Annotated in this window: 26 protein-coding genes; 3 read left to right on the top strand and 23 right to left on the bottom strand. The window is 42.7% G+C overall.

All coding sequences use genetic code 11. The features are described from left to right. Nucleotides 1–38: 38 nt before the first annotated feature. Nucleotides 39–1,043 carry a class 1 fructose-bisphosphatase gene (gene fbp / locus J1N09_RS04175; protein WP_265198353.1) on the bottom strand — a complete coding sequence of 335 codons (1,005 nt, stop codon included), beginning with the start codon at nt 1,041–1,043 and terminating at the stop codon, nt 39–41. Nucleotides 1,044–1,123: 80 nt separating this feature from the next. Between fbp and J1N09_RS04170 the strand changes: the two genes are divergently transcribed. The 3 genes from J1N09_RS04170 (at nt 1,124) to J1N09_RS04160 (ending at nt 4,732) form a co-directional block, all read left to right on the top strand. Beyond that, nucleotides 1,124–1,603: a GNAT family N-acetyltransferase gene (locus J1N09_RS04170; RefSeq protein WP_265198352.1), complete on the top strand. Its 480-nt coding sequence runs from the start codon at nt 1,124–1,126 to the stop codon at nt 1,601–1,603. Further along, entirely contained in the window at nt 1,600–2,856 is a 1,257-nt protein-coding gene (locus tag J1N09_RS04165; RefSeq protein ID WP_265198350.1) for an aspartate kinase, read from the top strand. The genes J1N09_RS04170 and J1N09_RS04165 overlap by 4 nt, the downstream gene beginning before the upstream one ends. Nucleotides 2,857–2,920: 64 nt before the next feature. Next, on the top strand, nt 2,921–4,732 hold the full coding sequence (locus tag J1N09_RS04160; protein WP_265198348.1) for a lysophospholipid acyltransferase family protein: 1,812 nt from the start codon (nt 2,921–2,923) through the stop codon (nt 4,730–4,732). On the opposite strand, the gene J1N09_RS04155 is transcribed toward J1N09_RS04160, so the two are convergent. From J1N09_RS04155 to J1N09_RS04050, 22 genes are all read right to left on the bottom strand, one after another. After that, nucleotides 4,733–5,188, bottom strand: coding sequence for a hypothetical protein (locus tag J1N09_RS04155; protein WP_265198347.1), 456 nt, complete (start codon nt 5,186–5,188; stop codon nt 4,733–4,735). Between the two features lie 447 nt (nt 5,189–5,635). Beyond that, entirely contained in the window at nt 5,636–5,842 is a 207-nt protein-coding gene (locus J1N09_RS04150; RefSeq protein ID WP_265198346.1) for a DUF2892 domain-containing protein, read from the bottom strand. A 62-nt stretch (nt 5,843–5,904) separates the two neighbouring features. Then, nucleotides 5,905–6,849, bottom strand: a complete 945-nt coding sequence (locus J1N09_RS04145; RefSeq protein ID WP_265198344.1) for a YitT family protein — start codon at nt 6,847–6,849, stop codon at nt 5,905–5,907. Next, nucleotides 6,846–7,796: an MBL fold metallo-hydrolase gene (locus J1N09_RS04140; protein ID WP_265198343.1), complete on the bottom strand. Its 951-nt coding sequence runs from the start codon at nt 7,794–7,796 to the stop codon at nt 6,846–6,848. The genes J1N09_RS04145 and J1N09_RS04140 overlap by 4 nt, the downstream gene beginning before the upstream one ends. Nucleotides 7,797–7,807: 11 nt before the next feature. Next, a complete protein-coding gene (locus J1N09_RS04135; protein WP_265198342.1) occupies nt 7,808–8,344 on the bottom strand; it encodes a DinB family protein in 537 nt (178 codons plus the stop codon). Beyond that, nucleotides 8,341–8,796 (bottom strand): Na(+)-translocating NADH-quinone reductase subunit F, encoded by a 456-nt coding sequence (locus J1N09_RS04130; RefSeq protein WP_265198340.1) that lies wholly within the window; start codon nt 8,794–8,796, stop codon nt 8,341–8,343. The genes J1N09_RS04135 and J1N09_RS04130 overlap by 4 nt, the downstream gene beginning before the upstream one ends. 171 nt (nt 8,797–8,967) lie before the next feature. Then, nucleotides 8,968–9,714 (bottom strand): hypothetical protein, encoded by a 747-nt coding sequence (locus tag J1N09_RS04125; protein ID WP_265198338.1) that lies wholly within the window; start codon nt 9,712–9,714, stop codon nt 8,968–8,970. A 115-nt stretch (nt 9,715–9,829) separates the two neighbouring features. Next, complete coding sequence (locus J1N09_RS04120) at nt 9,830–11,245, bottom strand: MBOAT family O-acyltransferase (protein ID WP_265198336.1); 1,416 nt, start codon at nt 11,243–11,245, stop codon at nt 9,830–9,832. Between the two features lie 2 nt (nt 11,246–11,247). Next, nucleotides 11,248–12,285, bottom strand: a complete 1,038-nt coding sequence (locus tag J1N09_RS04115; protein ID WP_265198334.1) for a hypothetical protein — start codon at nt 12,283–12,285, stop codon at nt 11,248–11,250. A 180-nt stretch (nt 12,286–12,465) separates the two neighbouring features. Further along, entirely contained in the window at nt 12,466–12,828 is a 363-nt protein-coding gene (locus J1N09_RS04110) for a DUF1304 domain-containing protein (protein ID WP_265198333.1), read from the bottom strand. 5 nt (nt 12,829–12,833) lie between these two features. Further along, complete coding sequence (locus J1N09_RS04105) at nt 12,834–13,250, bottom strand: arsenate reductase ArsC (protein WP_265198332.1); 417 nt, start codon at nt 13,248–13,250, stop codon at nt 12,834–12,836. Nucleotides 13,251–13,270: 20 nt separating this feature from the next. Then, the gene (locus tag J1N09_RS04100; RefSeq protein ID WP_265198331.1) at nt 13,271–13,765 is read right to left on the bottom strand and encodes a DUF6428 family protein; all 495 of its coding nucleotides are present in this window, start codon (nt 13,763–13,765) and stop codon (nt 13,271–13,273) included. Nucleotides 13,766–13,783: 18 nt separating this feature from the next. Continuing rightward, complete coding sequence (locus tag J1N09_RS04095) at nt 13,784–14,107, bottom strand: ArsR/SmtB family transcription factor (protein ID WP_265198330.1); 324 nt, start codon at nt 14,105–14,107, stop codon at nt 13,784–13,786. 84 nt (nt 14,108–14,191) lie between these two features. Further along, nucleotides 14,192–14,614, bottom strand: coding sequence for an NINE protein (locus tag J1N09_RS04090; protein WP_265198329.1), 423 nt, complete (start codon nt 14,612–14,614; stop codon nt 14,192–14,194). Nucleotides 14,615–14,653: 39 nt separating this feature from the next. Then, nucleotides 14,654–15,016 carry a TM2 domain-containing protein gene (locus tag J1N09_RS04085; RefSeq protein WP_265198327.1) on the bottom strand — a complete coding sequence of 121 codons (363 nt, stop codon included), beginning with the start codon at nt 15,014–15,016 and terminating at the stop codon, nt 14,654–14,656. Nucleotides 15,017–15,092: 76 nt separating this feature from the next. Continuing rightward, nucleotides 15,093–15,479 carry a VOC family protein gene (locus tag J1N09_RS04080; RefSeq protein WP_265198325.1) on the bottom strand — a complete coding sequence of 129 codons (387 nt, stop codon included), beginning with the start codon at nt 15,477–15,479 and terminating at the stop codon, nt 15,093–15,095. Further along, nucleotides 15,476–15,931 (bottom strand): DUF1801 domain-containing protein, encoded by a 456-nt coding sequence (locus tag J1N09_RS04075; protein WP_265198323.1) that lies wholly within the window; start codon nt 15,929–15,931, stop codon nt 15,476–15,478. The genes J1N09_RS04080 and J1N09_RS04075 overlap by 4 nt, the downstream gene beginning before the upstream one ends. 7 nt (nt 15,932–15,938) lie before the next feature. Next, nucleotides 15,939–16,445 (bottom strand): DUF4199 domain-containing protein, encoded by a 507-nt coding sequence (locus J1N09_RS04070; protein ID WP_265198321.1) that lies wholly within the window; start codon nt 16,443–16,445, stop codon nt 15,939–15,941. A 99-nt stretch (nt 16,446–16,544) separates the two neighbouring features. Further along, nucleotides 16,545–16,961: a response regulator transcription factor gene (locus tag J1N09_RS15505; protein WP_321160794.1), complete on the bottom strand. Its 417-nt coding sequence runs from the start codon at nt 16,959–16,961 to the stop codon at nt 16,545–16,547. A 24-nt stretch (nt 16,962–16,985) separates the two neighbouring features. Beyond that, the gene (locus J1N09_RS04060; protein WP_265198320.1) at nt 16,986–17,987 is read right to left on the bottom strand and encodes a T9SS type A sorting domain-containing protein; all 1,002 of its coding nucleotides are present in this window, start codon (nt 17,985–17,987) and stop codon (nt 16,986–16,988) included. A gap of 98 nt (nt 17,988–18,085) precedes the next feature. Further along, nucleotides 18,086–19,030: a 2-hydroxyacid dehydrogenase gene (locus tag J1N09_RS04055; protein ID WP_265198318.1), complete on the bottom strand. Its 945-nt coding sequence runs from the start codon at nt 19,028–19,030 to the stop codon at nt 18,086–18,088. A 2-nt stretch (nt 19,031–19,032) separates the two neighbouring features. Further along, complete coding sequence (locus J1N09_RS04050; protein ID WP_265198316.1) at nt 19,033–19,398, bottom strand: cupin domain-containing protein; 366 nt, start codon at nt 19,396–19,398, stop codon at nt 19,033–19,035.

The raw sequence follows: 19,398 nt of genomic DNA, 5'->3' as shown, positions 1-19,398 counted from the left end.
TGTATAAAAAAACCAATTAAGCATTGATTTTTTTGTGTTTATGCGTTTTGCATGAACTTTTCAGCCTTCCGTACCATGTTGCTGCTTCCGCAGATAAATGGAACCCTTTGGTGTAGTTCGGTAGGTTCGATATCCAGTATTCTTCGGAAGCCATCACTTGCCATTCCACCGGCTTGTTCAGCGATCATAGCCATGGGATTACACTCGTATAACAAGCGTAATTTACCGTCAGGATTCTTTGCCGTATTTGGATAAATGTATATTCCTCCTTTGATCATATTTCTGTGGAAGTCAGAAACCAGCGATCCAATGTATCGTGAAGTATAGGGCCTGTCGCCTTCCTCCTCCTGGCAAAATTTGATATAATCTTTCACGCCCTGTGGAAAGTGTACATAGTTACCCTCGTTAACGGAGTAGATCGTTCCGTCTTGGGGAAACTTCATGTTCGGATGGGAGTGATAGTAGGTCCCTAAGGCTGGGTTTAAGGTAAATCCGTTTACTCCGTGTCCGGTGGTGTAAACAATCATGGTAGAAGTTCCGTAAATAATATAACCCGCGGCTACCTGATTCCTGCCTGGTTGCAGAAAATCTTCCAGGGTTACTGGGGTGCCTGAAGGTGTGATCCTCCGATATACAGAAAAGATGGTTCCTACCGAAACATTCACATCGATATTGGACGAGCCGTCCAGGGGATCGATCAATACTACATATTTATTGTCGTGATTCTGATTTCGACCCTTGATCGTAATAAAGTGGTCTTCCTCTTCACTGGCGATCCCACATACGATCTCACGGTTGGTTAAAGTTTTGATGAAAGCCTCATTGGCGTATACGTCCAGTTTTTGCTGGCTCTCACCTTGAACGTTAGTTTCGCCTGCAGCTCCTAAAATATCCACTAAGCCGGCTTTGTTCACCTCGTGGTTTACCACTTTTGCCGCTAACCTGATAGAGTTAATGAGTCTCGATAATTCCCCGGAAGAATACTTGAATTCACTTTGATTCTCGATAATAAATTCGCCGAGGGTCTGGTTTTTTTGAGCCATTAGGTTAAGGTGTTGCAGATTTAATGCAAATATCGTGTTTTTTGGAAAATTGAACCGATATTTGTTGCTAAACTAAGCCTATGGAACTTATAATTCGTGACGCGGAAGCTCGTGATATGCCATCGGTGTTACAACTTATCATCGAACTTGCCGTTTTTGAAAAAGAACCGGATGCCGTTGAAGTCACCACAGAGGAACTTGTTGAGGCGGGATTTGGTGAAAATAAGCAGTTCAACTGTTTCGTGGCTGAGGTGGAAGATGAGATCGTTGGAATGGCATTGGTCTATTTCAGATTCTCAACCTGGAAAGGACGTACACTTCACCTTGAGGACCTTGTGGTAAAAGAAAAAATGCGTGGTAAAGGAGTGGGTTCTGCTTTGTACCGAAAGGTCATGGAGTATGCTCATGAAGAAGGTGTTAAACGAGTAAACTGGGTAGTCCTGGATTGGAACACACCGGCTATTAATTTCTATAAACAAACGGGTGCTACTATCTTGAGCAGTTGGTGGCAGGTAGAGATGGAAGAACCATCACTTAAGGAATATTTGAAACAACAATGAAAGTATACAAATTCGGAGGCGCATCCGTAAAAGATGCCGAAGGCGTGCGAAACCTGAAGAGGGTCCTTGAAACGACAGGTGAAAAGGACCTGCTGATTGTTGTTTCGGCTATGGGAAAAATGACAAATCACCTTGAGCTGGTTGTCAATGCCTATTTGAATAAAACCGGAGAACTCCCTCTTCTTCTGGTGGAATTCAGAAACTATCATCAAACCATTATGGAGGGACTGTTTCCCAATAGTTCCCATCCGGTTTTTTCGAAGGTGAAAAACCTTTGCGATACCCTTGAGAATTTCCTCGAGACCAATAGGTCAACTAAACACAGCTTTGTTTACGACCAGGTGGTTTGTTTTGGTGAACTTGTTTCCACTACCATAATCTCACAATTCTTGAATGACAACGGTTTTTCCAATAATTGGTTGGATGTTCGAACCTGTATAATTACTGATGCCAGTTTCAGGGACGCAAGTGTGAACTGGGAAGAAACTCAGAAAAGAATCGCTTCAGCGGTTAATAAAAAAGGAATCACCGTAACACAGGGATTCCTGGGTTCAGATTCTGAGAATAATTTCACAACTACACTCGGAAGGGAAGGAAGTGACTACACGGGGGCGATTTTTACATATTGTCTGAATGCCGATAGCCTAACTATCTGGAAAGATGTTCCCGGAGTACTCAATGCAGATCCCAGGTATTTCAATAATCCGAAATTACTACACAACATTTCCTATAAAGAAGCCATAGAACTGGCATTCTATGGGGCCTCGGTAATTCACCCAAAAACGCTGCAACCCATGCAGCGAAAAGAGATTCCATTATTCGTAAAATCGTTTATGAATCCTGATCAGGCTGGTACCTGTGTAGGCAAGGGTGTCACACTGAACCCTGAAACATCCTGCTTCATATTGAAACGAAACCAGGTCCTTATTTCTCTTTCATCCCTGGATTTCAGTTTTATGATGGAGGATAACATCAGTGACGTTTTCCGATGGCTGCACAAATTTAAAATGAAGGTGGAACTCATCCAAAATTCTGCGATTAGTTTTTCTGTTTGTGTAGATAATAAGTTCGATCGGCTTGAAGAATTACTGGTAAAATTAAGAGAGCGATTCAGAGTGGAATGGCATGAAGGTGTCACTTTGTACACTGTTCGTCATTCGAGTCGAGAAGAAATCGATGCATTCCTTAAGAATAAAGAGGTTTTACTTAGACAAGAGGGCGGCGACACGGTGCAGGTTATCGTGAAAGACTAACTCCTAACGTTTCGCTATATTTGTGTTCACCGATTTAAAAGGTAACGTAAAACAACCAATATCCATGGGATTAGTTAACGCCAAAGAAGTGGCGAAAGCCATAAACGTACAGAAGTTCGGCTTTGTTGGTACTTTCATGGGTTGGACGCTGATGAAGCTGCTAAAGATCGATACGATGAACTCGATATACGATCGGAACAAGCATCTCAGCGAACTGGAATTCATCAATGGGCTTCTGAATGAATTCGAAATAAATTTCGAGATACCCGAAGAGGACCTCAAACGTATTCCTAAAGACGGCCCCTTTATAACCATTAGCAATCACCCTCTTGGCGGTATCGATGGAATTTTACTTCTGAAATTATTACTCGAAAAGCGTTCCGATTTTAAGATCATCGCCAATTTCCTGTTGCATAGAATCGTCCCGCTAAAACCCTATGTTATGCCTGTAAATCCCTTTGAGGATCGAAAGGACGTGAAGTCGAGTATTATGGGTTTCAAGAGTGCCCTGGCCCATCTCAAAGAAGGGCATCCTCTCGGCATTTTCCCGGCCGGAGAAGTATCTACATACAGGGATGGTAAGTTGTTGGTGGACAAACCCTGGGAGGTCGCCGCTATGAAACTGATTAAGAAAGCCGAGGTGCCGGTTGTACCAATTTATTTTCATGCGAAGAACAGTAAATTGTTCTATCGTATGGCAAAGTTGAGCGATACACTTCGCACGGCCAAATTACCTTCAGAATTACTCACCCAAAAAGAGCGAATGATCAAGGTGCGTATAGGTAATCCGATTTCAACTGCAGACCAGGCAGAGCATGAAACCCTTCAGGAATTCACCGAATTCCTTCGGAAGAAAACCTATGTGCTGGCCAACCCTTTTCAGAGGAAAAAATTACTGGAGAACATACCGAAAACACTCAAGATCCCGAAAGCACCTAAGAAGATCGCCGGTGCAGTTTCAGTAGAAATGATGGAGTCCGAGATCGATCTGCTTCGCAAAGACAACAAGAGACTACTCATCAGTAAGAATTATGAGGTCTTCCTCGCGCCCGCACCATCGATACCAAATATTCTCCAGGAAATCGGGAGACTACGGGAAATCACCTTTCGTGAAGTTGGGGAAGGTACCAACAATGCAACTGATTTGGATAAATTCGACAGCTATTACCATCACATGTTCCTCTGGGATGGTGAGGCAAAAAAGCTAGCCGGGGCATATCGAATGGGGCTTGGATCGAAGATCTTCCCACAATACGGAATCAATGGGTTTTATCTGCAGGACCTGTTTCGTTTTGAACCAGAATTGTATCCAATGATGGAACAATCCATTGAAATGGGAAGGGCATTTATCATAAAAGAATATCAGCAGAGACCCATGCCGTTGTTCCTGCTTTGGAAGGGGATCGTTCATACCACGCTTCGCTTCCCGGAGCACAAATTCCTAATTGGCGGTGTAAGTATTAGCAACAAATTCTCTGAGTTTTCTAAATCACTTATGATCGAGTTTATGAAATCGAACTACTACGATCCATATGTGGCACAATACATCAATCCGAAGAAAGAATTCAAAGTAAAATTGAAAGATGCAGATAAGGACTTCATTTTCGATGAGACGGAGGCCGACCTCAACAAATTCGACAAACTGATCGATGAGGTGGAACCGGGAAGTTTGCGACTACCGGTACTTATCAAAAAGTACATCAAACAGAACGCGAAAGTTGTGGCGTTCAACGTAGACCCTTTGTTCAACAATGCCGTGGACGGACTTATGTACATTCGAATTGCCGATCTTCCTGAAAGTACTGTAAAGCCGGTAATGGAAGAGTTCCAGGCGGAATTGGAAAAGAAGTACTTAGGTAAGGGTGAGGAAGAGTGATCACTCGTTTTCTTCAGACAACAATCCGATATATTTATTCATTCGCTTCTTTATGTTCTCGAAACCATAACCAGCATGGTAGGCGAACACAGTGAAGGTATTACCGGAAGTTAGTATTTTGCCACCTTCCCCATCGAGCATAGCACGTTCGAACATCGCCATCTTTAGTTGTATCTCTTTGCTTTCCGGATGGTCTTTGACGTATTCTATTTGTTTCTGAAGGGTCAACATTTTCCCCTCTTTCCAGGGATCGGGCAGGTTCGAGCAATTCTCACGAGCCGCGTCGCATGCGTCCACTTCCATGGCAATCTCGATCATCAGGTTTTTGAAGTCAATGCTGGCTCCGGGTATTTCGAGCGAATTGATTTTTTTGGTCATTTCCCCTTCGAAAGGTTTCTTCGGACAGCCAAAGAGTGGTATAGTTAAGACTAACAACAGTAGCGTGAATTTCTTCATGATTAAGGTGTTTAGTTAAAGGTAAGTCCTTGAAGAGGAATCTGTATCTATGAATAGATGGAGGAACAAAAATTCCATGAATTCACGTACTTCATTAAACCCTGGAGGATTTTCAGGGTCATAAAGGTAGTACCTGAATAAAGTGTAAGAATTGAGGGTAATACTAATTAGTCCATCAGACTTTTAGAAGTCACTTCCCTAAAGTGAATTCCTACCTTAAGTTCTTTTTATAAGGTTAATTTTTGATTGTGTTGGTTATTGGGATAGTTGGGCCCTCTTGGGTCCATAGTCCCGATAAATAACTTCACGTGACTACAATTTTTTACCTGGACAGAAATGGGCAGTTTTTAGAATAAAAATTGCCTACTTACCTACCCTGGGAAGATCATTCGGAGGATCAGGATCTTCCCAAGGAATGCTGAAAGCGGAGGTTTTGCCTCCGCTTTTTTATTGTTTCACCTTGCAGGTGCTTATTCCGAAGATAGCGTACAATGGGCAGAAGCTGATAAAACTAGTTAAAAGGAAGATCGCTGCAACTATAAGGAGTGCAATTCCTAAAGTGCCTGTAAGCGTTCCTGAGAAATACAGGTAGGCTGCAACTGCCGCAATAATGAATCGAATAATACGATCTGAGTTGGCCATGTTTCTAGTCATAATCTTTGAGTTAAATTAGAATTGAGGAAACTAACATTAATGATCTAAACTAGTGAATTAATTCAGTTGTTGCCGCCATCGTCTTCCATCAATTCTTTTGGAAGGTTTTTCTGAAATAGTTTGTGAGCTAGTGGCTTGTCTTTTTTTCGGGTGAGATATCTCCTAAGTACGCCACCTTTGATATTGTTCACGTCAAATTCAACTATAAATGCATCCGGGTCTATCTTGTCGGTGATACGGTAGAGCTTCTTAATATCTATTCGGTTGATAATTGTGTGGATGATCTGAAGATTGAATGTCTCACCTTTGCTTCCGTACCCTTTTTCTCCCTGGTAGACGGTGAGCCCGGAGCCCAACTCACTCATGATGGCCTTTTTTACTTCTGGATATTTTTTTGAAACGATCATTATCCCGATAAAATCTTCGAAGCCTTCGATCACCAGGTCAGTCACCTTAGCCGTGACTATATAGGTTAAGATTGAATAAAGCGCCACTTCAAGGGAGATGAGAGCGGCAGTAATTCCGAAGAGGATCACATTGAACACCAATATGACCTTCCCGATACTGATGCCAAAGCGGTCGTTTATGAATACACCCAAAATCTCAGATCCGTCCAGCACAGAACCGTTTCTTATCGCAATGCCAATACCGAGCCCCAGGCATAATCCGCCAAATATTGCGATAAGGAGTTTGTCGTCTGTAACATTGTTGAAATTTTCCAGCTGAATGAAAATAGCCAGCGTGATGATACTGAGAATCGATTTGATGAGAATTCGTTTAGACACGGTGAAATAAGCAAGCACGAAGAACGGAATACTACAAACGACGAGAAGTATGGAAATATTAATTTCGTATTGATTCTGAAGTAAAATTGCAATGCCTGTAACTCCGCCGTCAAGAAACCCATTCGGAAGTAGGAAAGCCTTAAGCCCAATACTCGCAAGGACTATCCCAACAAAGATCTGAACGTATTCAGAAACAAACTTTAATATAGATCTTTTCGTCATAAATTGATTATTTGACCATATCGGGCAAGCCGGTAGCCTTTCTCGATCACTTTCTTGCTGGCCGTAGTGCTAGTATCCAGGACCGGGTTAGTGTGATTGAAATGAATAAAATGTATTTTTTTCTTTTCTGAGGCAGGCAGTGAATCGAACAAGGCTATACTCTCAATGATAAATGGATGGGGAATCTCCGAAATATCCCGGGTGTTGATTTCTTCCCCGCTGTAGAAGGTGGCATCCAGAAAAGCATAATCCACTTCCTCAATGATCTCCACTATGGATCTTTCCCATTTCTCCCATTTATCAATATCCGGAATGAATACTATTTTATTGCCGAAGGCCTCGATGATGTAACCTACCGTTTCCGAATACTCATCTCGATGCGGTACTAAAAATGGAACTACCTCAACTTGCGAAGAAAGCTCAACTTTTTCCCTATGCGAAAGTTCTCTTAATGTTATATTTTGTAAGTCGACCAATTGACTCCATGGACCATTGGTCTCCAAGTATTCCTTCATACGGGGCATTGTATACACTGGAATTTTATCGGCGTTCGTGGCTTCTCTCCCAAAGTACATGAGCCCTGTGTAATGCCCTATATGAGCATGTGTGAGGAAGATCCCATCTGGCAACTCCTTTTCCGAACTCGCCATTCGCTGTAACAATTTAACTTGGGTACTGATATCCGGAGTGGCCTCGAATAAATAGGTCTTACCATCGAAGACCAGCCCAAGTGAAACCACTTTGCGCGTTGCATCGGGAGTATCGAACAGGTTCTTACAACATTCTTTTTTGCAGGCGATATGGGGAGATCCGGCATCTTGTAGCGTTCCTAAAACCACCAGGGCCGGCCCTTCAATCTTAGGTGTGTAGGGGATAAATTCGGCGGTGCTTTCTTCTACTACACTTTTCTCCTTACAAGAAATAGCGGTGCATAAAATTAAAAGCATTATTGCGAACCTCATTCCTTTGGAAGATATTTGAGAATGGTCATGTATTCGTTCCATGGCCCAACATCCTCCTTGTATTGTTTGGCCAGTACGCGGCTAATCTGCGCTATATGCCCCTGGTCATGAACCACCCAGGCACTTAGTAAGTTTCGGAGGGTTACCGGTCCTAGCGAGGGATGAATGCCCTGGCGTCGTAGGTCGGAATCCATCAACCCAAAACCCCGCAATTGCTCCAGGTTAGCCTTCCGAAGCGATTCAAATTCATCCAGCAACTGCTCCAGGGATTTACCTTTACTTTCTTCGAACTGGGCAAAACGATCATAGGGTGTAAAGGTCTTTTGGTCACTGTCGTTCATAATGATAAAAGTGCGAGGGATCCAGTCTGTCCGTTCTCCGTGAACCAAGTGTCCAACCACGTCGTAAGGACTCCATGTGTTGTTGCCTTCGTTGTTATTGATCCACTCTTCCGATAATCCCGAGAGCATGGCATTTAGTACTTTGGGTGTGCGTTCCAGTAATTCTATGGATTGTTGAAGGTTGAATTTCATGATACGGTTTCAGGAGCGGAGATGGGTCGTTTGTTGTAATCGAATAGTTCGGAAGTATCCATCACGTTCTTCATCTGGTCCAGTTCGCAAAGTACTTCTACGGCACTGCATAAACCGTTGAACAATCTGTCTTTGTTGGTAGGTGATTCGGGTTTTAATTTGGAATGATGTAACGGTAATTCATAGCCGCAACCGGAAAGGAAGGCCGCCTCGATCTTAAGCAATTCCGAAGGTGAATAACCGCTGAATTTTCTACCAATACGTTCGTGAACACGACCTACGTAATTAAGCTTAAGGGAGCCGTGATGATCCGATAAATGTTTCCAGGCGTCCTTGTTGTCGCAGATGTTTCCAACGGCACATTGCATGGCACATTCCGGGTGAAGATGGTCGTTGTGGAATGCGGAGTATAGTTTCTGAATAGCGTGTTCAAATCTTTGTGTGGTGATCATATCTTTTCTTTTTCAGTAACGAGTAAAAGATACGAAAATCGGTGTATCAATCCGATTCCTCGGACGAATTTTCTTTACTTTCCTTTTTTAATTTACGATAGCGAATGAACAATCTTACCCCTAGCCTGGCGAACAGAATTATGGCAATTACGGTGATAATGTCCAGGGTGTTCATTCCGAATCCTTTAGTTCGTTCTCAATTTCCTCTATGGTTTGTTCGAGTAATTTACTCATGGAAGTGAGGTAGGTGATTTTTGTGTTATCGGTTTCGATCTTTAAATTGATCAGATTCTCCAGTTCCAGGTTATTCAGAATGGAGGAATGATCCAATTCGGTGTTGATCGCTTTCATATCTTTCCCCTCGGCTAACAAGGCGTAATTAAAATGTTTTAATATAAAGGGCTCGATGAGCGTATTGAGTTGCGTGGTGCCATAGTTATCTACCACCTCACCGAATTTCAAACTTTGTTTTATCTGAAGGAACAATAATTTAAGTCGCTCATTTTTTATTTCTGAAATGTTTGGATCGTTTAAAAATTCAGTAGTTGCAGGAAGGTCTAGTGAGACACTTATCACATCGGAAATTCCGGAAATAGATTCGTAGATCAGCTCGATAGAATCTTTATTCCTCATCGCGAGCAGTTCCAGATTTCGTTTGTTCTTGGTCTGGGCGATCCTGGCGATACTATTCCTTACTCCATCAACTTTTCTTTTAGAAGACTCGATCTCACTTAAGATCCCTGAAAGTGTAGCGTCTAATTCTTTTTTCTGAATTCTTTCCGCATTCCAGGTATTGAGTTGCAAGGCGATGAGAATACCAATTACCACAAGTACTATTTCACCAATGGCATAAAACAGGTATTTACTGAATTTGTTTCCTGCCCGTACCGAAGGAGTGCCTTCGGGCTGGTCAGACATAAGATTTCGGCGTATGTTTCGAAAGAGTTTTATCATTTTTCAGGTACGGTGTGAACAGATTGGAATTCACCTTGGATTATCAGATAGGTTCGGATTTGGCCCTGTTCGTTACAGCTTAGAACTGAAAATAAATAAACTGTTCTCCGCTGCCTTGTGAAATTACAATAAGAAAGAATAAAATTGCCCAAAACACGCCAAACACCCATTGATTGGTTCTTTGGGCTACCTCTTTCATAGAAGTATTCCTCATCAACCAGTGACAGATAAACAATCCGGTGATCACGATTAGCACTGTAACGATATCGAACATATACAGCACTTTTTCTCCTTCTTCATTCAGGAAGAACATGGACCAGATCATATTTTTTGCCGTACTGAATTCCCTGGCACGGAAGAATACCCAGGTAATATTTACACAGGTATAGGTAAGCAGAGCCAATATGATTCCGTTCCAGGCATTGATCCGGATCTTGATCTTACTGCGCAACATTCGTTCTATCACCAGGTAAATTCCGTGAAGGGCTCCCCAAATTACGAAGGTCCAGGCTGCACCGTGCCATAGTCCTCCCAGTAACATTGTAAGCATTAGTGCTACATACATTCGAGTGATGCCGTGCCTGTTGCCTCCCAGTGGAATGTAGAGGTAATCCCGCAGCCAGCTGGATAATGAGATGTGCCATCGCCTCCACAGATCGGAAAAACCGATCGCCGCATAGGGATAGTGAAAGTTATCGGGTAATCGTATTCCCAGCGTAAGGGCAATTCCAATGGCGCAAGTAGAATAACCTGCGAAATCGAAAAATATCTGACCAGAAAACGCAAGGGTGCCTGTCCATGCATCCAGGCTGTTAAGTATGTCCTTAGAGCCAAAAACATCATCTGCCCTTCCCGACAACAAGGTATCGGCCAGAACTACTTTCTGAAACAACCCTATAGTTAGGAGAAACAATCCCCAGATGAATTCATTGGCAGTCGCTCTTTTCTCGTTGTAGAATTGAGTGATCAATTCCTTGGCCCTTACAATTGGACCTGCAACTAATTGAGGGAAGAAGGTAACATACAGGGCAAAATCTAAAAATGTTCTTGCGGGTTCGATCCTTTTGTAATACATGTCGATAGTATAAGACATGGTTTGAAAGGTGTAGAAGGATATCCCCATTGGTAAAATAATATCCATAGGCCTGGCCTCATAATCGAAACCTATCACATTCATGAGGCTGGTAAAGTTTTCAAGCAGGAAATCGCCATATTTGAAAAACGCCAGAAACCCCAGGTTCACAAACATGCTGAGTAACAACCAGAATTTCCTTTTACGTTTATCTTCAAGTATAGCCAGTTTTTTTCCAGCGGTCCAGTCTACTACTGTCGAGATCCATAAAAGGACCACCAGGGGTGGATTCCATAGGCCGTAAAAGACATAACTGGCAAGAAGCAGCATCCGCTTCTTGTTGGTCCAATTAAACAATTTCATATAATAGAGGACGAGCACCAACGTGAGGAATACCACGAAACTCAAAGAATTGAACAGCATAGTTATTCAGTTTTTACATTGGTTAATATTCCGTCCTTTTTCAGGATCTCAATGATTTCCAGGGTGAAGAAATCTGCGTCCTCTTTTGATAAATGTGACCACTCAGGGAGATTGAGGTTTCTCAATTGAGGATAATCATCGTAATGATATGCGGGTAGTTTGGATTTGAAGACCAGTGAATCCCAGTATTCGGTCCTTGGCAACCCTGCGGTTTCGATTTCCTTGAACCAGCCATCAGACGGACAACGAAGCAGTATGATCTTACCTCCCCTGTCTGTAAACTTCTTTGCATATTTCAGAAAATAGTTTGTCGTACTTTCTTTATCGGGTGGCGGCATATCCCCGGAAAGCATATCCTGCCAGGCAAGTTTTACGGTATTTGCATAAGCTGTGTCGTTCGTAGTTCGCTCATTCATCTGAACATTTCTGTCCAGAGAAACATCTTCGAACTGGTAAAAAGGAGCCGGTTTAGGACCAGCACGTTCATCGTTCACCTGTGTCCAAAGTAAGGTTCCCAGATCTACATCTGAGTCCCAGAATTCATCTGCCACTGTAACAAATGCAAGGTTCTTCTGAAGTGGAATGGACAGGTAATGATTCAGCCTTTGGGCATAGGTGCGATCGTAATAGTGATCTAATCGTTCCTGTGCCCGACTTATGGGCGGTGCCTTGTCGAAGGTCGTTGAAAAGAACAGCCCTTCGGTAACACCCACGATGATCATACCATTGAATTCTGTATTCTCCACTATGTCGCGAAGAGTAGGTAATGGTGAGGCACCCTGGAATGCCAGCATCACGGGCTCTGTACCTGTTTTTTCGCGCCACAGGTCTAGTTGTATGTCGAATAAGATTCTTGAGGAGCCAATGAAAACTACCTGGTCTTCAGATGGCTTTTCAAGTTTTGCTCTCTGTATGGATGAGAGGTTGTTGTTATCATCAATATTCGGTACACGGCCCTGAGACCGCCAATAGAGCTCCCAGGCGATAATCGAAAGTAGTCCGAGGATAATGGCCAGAATAAAGGAGCGAGTAAGGTTCATGAAGTTGAAATTTCAGAATAAACCAACCGCTTACACAATAGGAGGTTATTGACTTTTTCAGAATAGAATTGAATAGACAAAGTGCAACCGGGAGGTTGCCGTCGAACAGGTGAGGTTGGCATATATTAGTTAGTTAGCTTTTCTAAAGATAGAAAAAATAACTTTCGCGATTCGAGATAGTTAGCTAATAAAAACTGTAAACAATGCAATCAATGCAGGTAAACCCTGAACAAAGAAGATTTTTTTACTCGCTGTAAGCGCCCCGAAGATGCCGGCTACGGCTACACAAATAAGAAAGAAGATCGCTACGTTTGTGCGCCATTCCATGTTCTCAATAAAAAAAGACCAGATAAGTCCGGCTGCCAGAAAACCGTTATACAATCCCTGGTTAGCGGCCATGGGTTTAGTGGGTTCAAATAATTCTTTAGGGAAACTTCTGAAGATCTTTCGTCCGCGGGTAGTCCAGGCAAACATTTCGAACCATAAAATGTAGATATGCAGCAAGGCAATAAAGCCCACCAGCAGATTGGTAGCAAATGACATAGTGTTTATAGGTTTGTTTCTATAAACTTACGACAATATTCCTTTATCTCGTTTCGAGTATTTAGAAAAGCGGCGTGAATTTCTTCCTCCGATCCCTCAACCTTGGAAGGGTCACTAAAATTATGATGCAAGCGAACCGCATTAGGAGCAGGTATGAACGGACAGTTCTCGTTTGCGTGGTCACAGACGGTGATGATGTAATCCCAACTTACCCCGTTGTATTCATCCACATGGTTAGAAGTGTGGTTACTAATATCGATCTCATCCTCGGCCATAATAGAGACAGCCCCGGGGTTGAGACCGTGGGTTTCGATCCCCGCACTGTAGATATTGGCAGTATCACCCACCATTGATTTGAGGTAGCCGTGGGCCATCTGACTCCTACAGCTATTGCCTGTGCATAGTACAAGTATATTTTTCATTGATCTTAATAGTTAATTGTTTAGCAGCAACCGCTTTCCGGGGTACAACATCCTCCCGATTGGCTTTCAGCCTCCGCAGTTTCGGGAATACCACAGGTTTCCTTTGCCTTGCAGTCGGTTTTTGTCACGGCCAATTTAAGTAAGAGGTTTGATCCGTGTATTTCGAAATCATCAACAAACAGTTGTGAAGTGTGAAATAATGAGTTGCCATATTCGAATTTCACTTCGGAATCCATATCGTAGGCCTTCATCCTGCCTACTTTATTGAGGATGGACAAGGCTTTGTAGACGCTCATATATTCCGTCTTGCCAATTTCCGAAGGACTCTCCCAAAGCTGAATCACGGTTTCATTCCAGCTATCTGAATTCGCGCCGCAGTCAACAGAATCGATCTGCATGTGTTTTACTTCCGTGATATGATAATGTGCCCCTACCAGTTGTCCCGGGGTATATTCGAATAAGAGTGATTTGTCTGTATTATTCTTAAGTAGTGTAAGCAGTTCCTGAGTTTTCATTGGTTTGATTTTAATGGGTTAACAGCATTTTTGCTCGGTTACCTCGAAGAAGTCGGCAAAGAGATTCTTCAAAGCGGTCAGCTTATCTTTATTGATGGTGTAATATTGCGACTTTCCTTCAAATTTGCTCTTCAACAGTCCTGATTTCTTGATCACCTGTAAATGTTGAGAGGTGGTAGGCTGGGAGAGTCGGATTTTTCCTGAAATGTCCTTACAAAGACAACCGTCGCAGTCGCCGATGTAGTTTAGGATGGATATCCTTGCAGGATGGGAAAGGACTTTGGCCAGGTCTGCCAATTGATTCACCTGAACGGAATGAAGATGTCTTTTAGAAACGCCCATAACTTGTTATTTGTATATCGCAATATTACGATACAATATGGAATAAAAAAAGCTTTCGGTTGTTTTTCCGAAAGCTTCTGTGTTTTAGAACCAGGGTTTCTTATTTGCCTGGTAGGTTTCGTAAAAGTCTTCATCGCTTTTGGTGAGATAGATAATTCCCTCAATGAAAGGAACTATAGCGACTGCCATAATGATGAAGATTCCAATGATAAAGCAATAGGTGAGCAATCCTACTACGAATCCGCCTAAAAGGATAAATCCTTCCTTGTTGTATCCCAGGATGAATTTATGGACTCCAAGGTAACCTACTAGTATGGCCAGAAGCCCCGCAAGTAATTTTTTGTTCTCTTTACTACTGGTGGTCTCGTTCCAGCTTTCCTTGATATCCTTTGCTGCCGATTTCGCTTCTTCAGCTACGGTATCGGCTGCTTCCTTAGCGTCTTTCTTAAGATCATCCGCCTGGTCTTTCAGCTCATCGCCGAGATTGTCGTTGTTTTCTTCAGACATAATTGATATGGTTTTTGGTTAGGTCTCTAAGTTAGTGAATTAGAACCAGCCTTTCTTATTTGCCTGGTAGGTTTCATAGAATTCCTCATCGCTCTTAGTGAGGTAGATAATTCCTTCAATTAAGGGAATAATTCCACCAATACCACAGGTTACAAAAGTGATCACGATTTGAAGGATTCCTTCCTGAGTATAACCCAGAATGAACTTATGCACACCCAGGGAACCGATAACGATGGCAAGTATACCAGCGATCATTTTCTTATTCTCAGATTGTGATACCTGGTTCCATTCTTCCTTTATCTCAGAGGCGGCTTGTTTAGCACCCTCTTCGATTTTTTCGGCTGCGTTCTCTACATTTTCTTTGGCCTCATCGAATCCATCCTTGTTATTTTCTTCAGACATAGTTGGTTGTTTTAATATTGAAGATTAAAAGTATAAAAAAATGACCAAGTAGCCCTATGTTTTACTGAAGAATAACTTACTCAAACGCTTTATCCACAGGTTCCCAGAGTTCGATCTTATTTCCTTCCGGATCGAGTATCCACCCAAACTTCCCATAATCGTATTCTTCGATCTCTCCTACCACCGTCACACCTTCTTTTTTGAGTTCTACCAACAGTTCTTTGAGGTTTTCCACCCTGAAATTCATCATGAATTGTTTTTCGCTTGGAGCAAAGTACTTGGTGTCACTCTTAAACGGACTCCACTGGGTAGAGCATTTGTTTCCATCCTCATCCCTCCACCAAAAAGTACAACCCCATTGATCGGTATTCAAGCCTAAGTGGTCCCTGTACCAGTTCTTTATTTCGCCCGGATCTTCTGTTTTAAAGAAGAACCCCCCAATTCCTGTTACTCTGTTTTTCATCTTTTTACATTCTTTTCGTAAAGGGCTACCCACTCTTCAGCAGTTAGTTTTGAAGCTAATTCACCAATCAGTTCGTAGGGGATATCTTCTATCCGTTTGAACCTAATACAACTCTTTCCCATATCCAGTTTATACTTGCAATGCTTGGGATATTCAGATACAAACCAGTCGTAAAGCTCCGGTTTAGCATATACACCGGCATGATATACAGCAATAAAGTTTTTCTGTGAGGCTAAACTCATAAAGGGGAGCGGCAAGCTGGTGTCGCAGTGATACCCCGCGGGATATATGCTATGCGGCACATAATAACCGATCATTTTGTAATTGATTCCTTCCTCAAATCCTTTCGGAAGGTTGTCCAGGATGATTTGTCTTAATTTACTGATCGGTCCTTTCCGATCCTCCGGTATCATGTCGATATATTCATCGACGGTTGAAGCTTCGTATTGCACAGTTATATTATTTACGTTGTAAGATTAAAGCGGATAGAATGGATAGTATCAACCCTATCATCACCACGGTTGCAAACATAATGAAGGCCCAGAATCCCGATCCTCCATATTGTTCCATTTGTTCTTCGAGAGCTGCTTTGGCAGATTCGTATTCGTCTGCCGGTAAGCTGGCTTTCATTTCAGCAGTGACACCTGCGAGGTATTCCTGGGCAAAGTCGGGGTTTATCCATGCCGTATAGATATAGTCTACAACTCCAAATCCTACCCCTGCAAACAGAGAGATAAGAAACCCTATTAATAAGGCTTTCCCAAACGATATCTTTCCTTCGTTTTCACTATCCCGGTAGTGTTTTATTCCGAAGTAAACAAAAACAAGGGAAACCACCATCGTAGTGTATCCAATGACCTCTTGGGTGGAATAGCTCACGCCTTTCGCAAGCAACAGCGCTAAAAGGAATAATACAGTTGCAGCTAACAGACTGTACACTCCGTATTTGATGACTGTTTTTTTCATCTGTGTTGATTTATAGTTTCAGCAAATGTAGATGGCAGGGCGGGTAATTCACTCATACTAAAGTACCAAATTGGGTGGAACTTTCGTATAAATTTGTATTTAGCGGATGATTTTCAGGGATTTGGCTTTCTGAATTGCCTGGGTCCTTCGTTTTACATCCAGTTTGGCAAACAAGTTGGAAACATGGGTTTTAATTGTGCTTTCAGTAACAAAAAGTGCCTCGGCGATCTCCTTGTTCGACAAACCCGCAGCAATTTGCTCCAGGATCTCATATTCCCGTTTGCTGATGCCAAGTTCATCGATTTTCCCCGAATCTATTTCAAATTCATTTTGGGAACGATCCTCTTTACTATTTCTTCTATTCAGAAAAAAACCGAGTATTAGAAATAAAATGGCGATCCCTGCAATTACGAACTCGATCTTCATATTCCCTGTTGTGAGGGAATATTTGCTTAGCTGGAAGAGCGTGAGCAAAGCAACAATTAACAAAGCAAATACAAGAATGGTCTTCTTCACGCTTAAAAGTAGAAAATTCCAGCTTTACTTTATAGCGATCTTTTTACTAAACACGTTTAGTCCGTTCTCCTCGCTCAACTGTAGAAAGTAAAGTCCGGCCGACAAGTCGCCCACCGGTATTGCCTGATTATAGACCTTTCCTTGCGATACGAGCCGCCCTTGAGTATTGTACAGGCTATAAGAAAGTTTATAAGGGATGTTCACCACCAAATCGATGGTTGTTTGCACGGGATTGGATTTCAAAGCAATGCCATACTCGTTAAAATTTTCGGTACCCAGGGGTTCACAAGTCACTGTTTCCAGAGATGCCACGGGACAATCTGATGCCATATATTCCGTCATAGTGGCACCTCCATAGAGTAGCCCCGTTTCCTGAACAAGATCGGCAACCACCTCAAAATCCTCGGTTTCAAGATCGTAACGGTACATCTTGGCGAATTGATCAAAACCATAGATGATGTTGTCTTCGCAGTCCGTAAAAACATTCACAAAGGTCCAAAGTAGCGGAACGGAACAACCCACATTTGAAATGGTCGAGCCATCATAGGCCTTTATGAAATCGTTCATAATGTTCGGGTACACAAGATTACCTTTGAAGTAAGTGAAATCACCAGGGGTACTGATCCCTGTTTCTACAAGGGTAATATCACCGGTATCGATGTTGTAGGAGTACAATTCTTCAGAAAGAATCCGCGCTGTGAATAATTCGTTACTGCTGTTACAGACTAATGCCGTGTACGGATCTGCAATAGGCAGGTTGGCCAAAGGGATAAAGGTTTCATTCTGTAGGTCGATCTCGAGTAAGGTCCAGGAGTTGGTCACTGCAAAAAGCCGACCATCGGGCGAAAAGGCCAGGTCCGTAATAAAGCCAGCTTGCTGTGCATCCACGGCAAATAGATCTGTTACGGTAAATGTCTCTGAATTAACGATCTTCAATTCATTGAGGCTATTGACCACATAGATATCCTGGGCCGATAATGAGTAGAAAAACGAGAGTACAAAAAGAGTGAGTAGTTTTTGTTTCAATTTCATAGAATTTCTATGAATGTAACAACTAAGCCGAAAAAAGTCCCTGTAGTTTGTTCAATTTTAACAACTTGAAGTATTCTCCTGGGAAGTGTGGTCTACTTGGCTTTGAAATGTTTGGTGATCTTCTCGAAGATGGTTTCGGCGAGTTTCTGTTTGCTTTCAACGGTCCACCCGGCTACGTGCGGACTCAGGATCACATTGTTCATTTTTAGTAATTCGGCAAAGGCTTCCGGCATTTCTTGAGAAGAGAATAAAGACTCGAACGAACTCTTCTCGTATTCCAGTACGTCCAGTCCGGCACCAAGAATCTTCCCTGATTTTAGCGCATCAACCAGGTCGGTAGTCACCACACTCTTCCCGCGAGCAGTGTTCAGAAACCAAAACGGTTTACTGAATTCTGAAATGAATTGGGCATCCACCATCTTATTGGTAAGTGGGGTCCAGGGTGTGTGCAGACTAACCACATCTGCCATTTCTTTCAGGGTCTTTAGAGACACCTGGGTAGCGTTTTTATTCCCAACGTCTTCCTTGATGTCATGACATAAAACGGTACAATTGAAGCCTTTCATTTTCTTGGCAAAAGCCTTACCCGTGTTACCATAACCGATCAAGCCTACGATCTTGCCGTCGAGCTCAGTCCCGCGATTAGATTCACGGTTCCACTGTCCGTCGCGAACCTCCTGGTCGGCACGATTCAAATTGTTGAACAAGGAGAGCAACATCCCAAGTGCGTGCTCGCCAACTGCATTTCTGTTTCCTTCAGGAGCAGAGATGAGTCGGATCCCTTTTTTCTTCGCGTATTTTGTATCAATGCTATCCAAACCGGCGCCTACACGGGCGATAAATTTCAGTTTTTTAGCCGCATCGATAAATTGTTTGTCGATCCTGATCCTGCTTCGAAGAACCACACCGTGATAATTGTGTATCACTTTTTCCACGGCTTCCTTAGAAGAAACATAATCCTCGGTATTCGTAAAACCGGCGTTTTTAAGCTGTTCCAGTAAAAGTGGATGATTGGAATCGAGGTGAAGTATCTTCATCACTAGATCTTTGGATATTCGTGCTTTGTTCTTTCATTAACGACCTCTCCGGTGTGTTTCGTACTTAGCTTCTCGAAGAGCAGCACCTGCACTTCTTCGCCTTTGTGAGTTCTGGGACAGTGCTCCACACCTTTGGGAACCACGATCAATTCACCTTCCTTAATGATCTCAACGCTATCCCTGAAATGCATTTCCAGTGTTCCTTTCTGAACAAAGAACAATTCGTCTTCCTCCTCGTGTTTGTGCCAGATGAAGTCACCCTGTATCCGGGCGAGTAGAACCTGCATATCATCTACCAAAGCGATCTGGTGCGGATGCCATTGAGTGTGGAACTTTCCGAATTTTTCTTTAACGTTTATAGGTTTCAT

Source organism: Aureitalea sp. L0-47 (assembly GCF_026126405.1).
Classification (GTDB): Bacteria; Bacteroidota; Bacteroidia; order Flavobacteriales; family Flavobacteriaceae; genus Pukyongia.
Note: the sequence above shows the minus strand (reverse complement) of the source record. Positions and strands in the feature narration are given on the sequence as shown.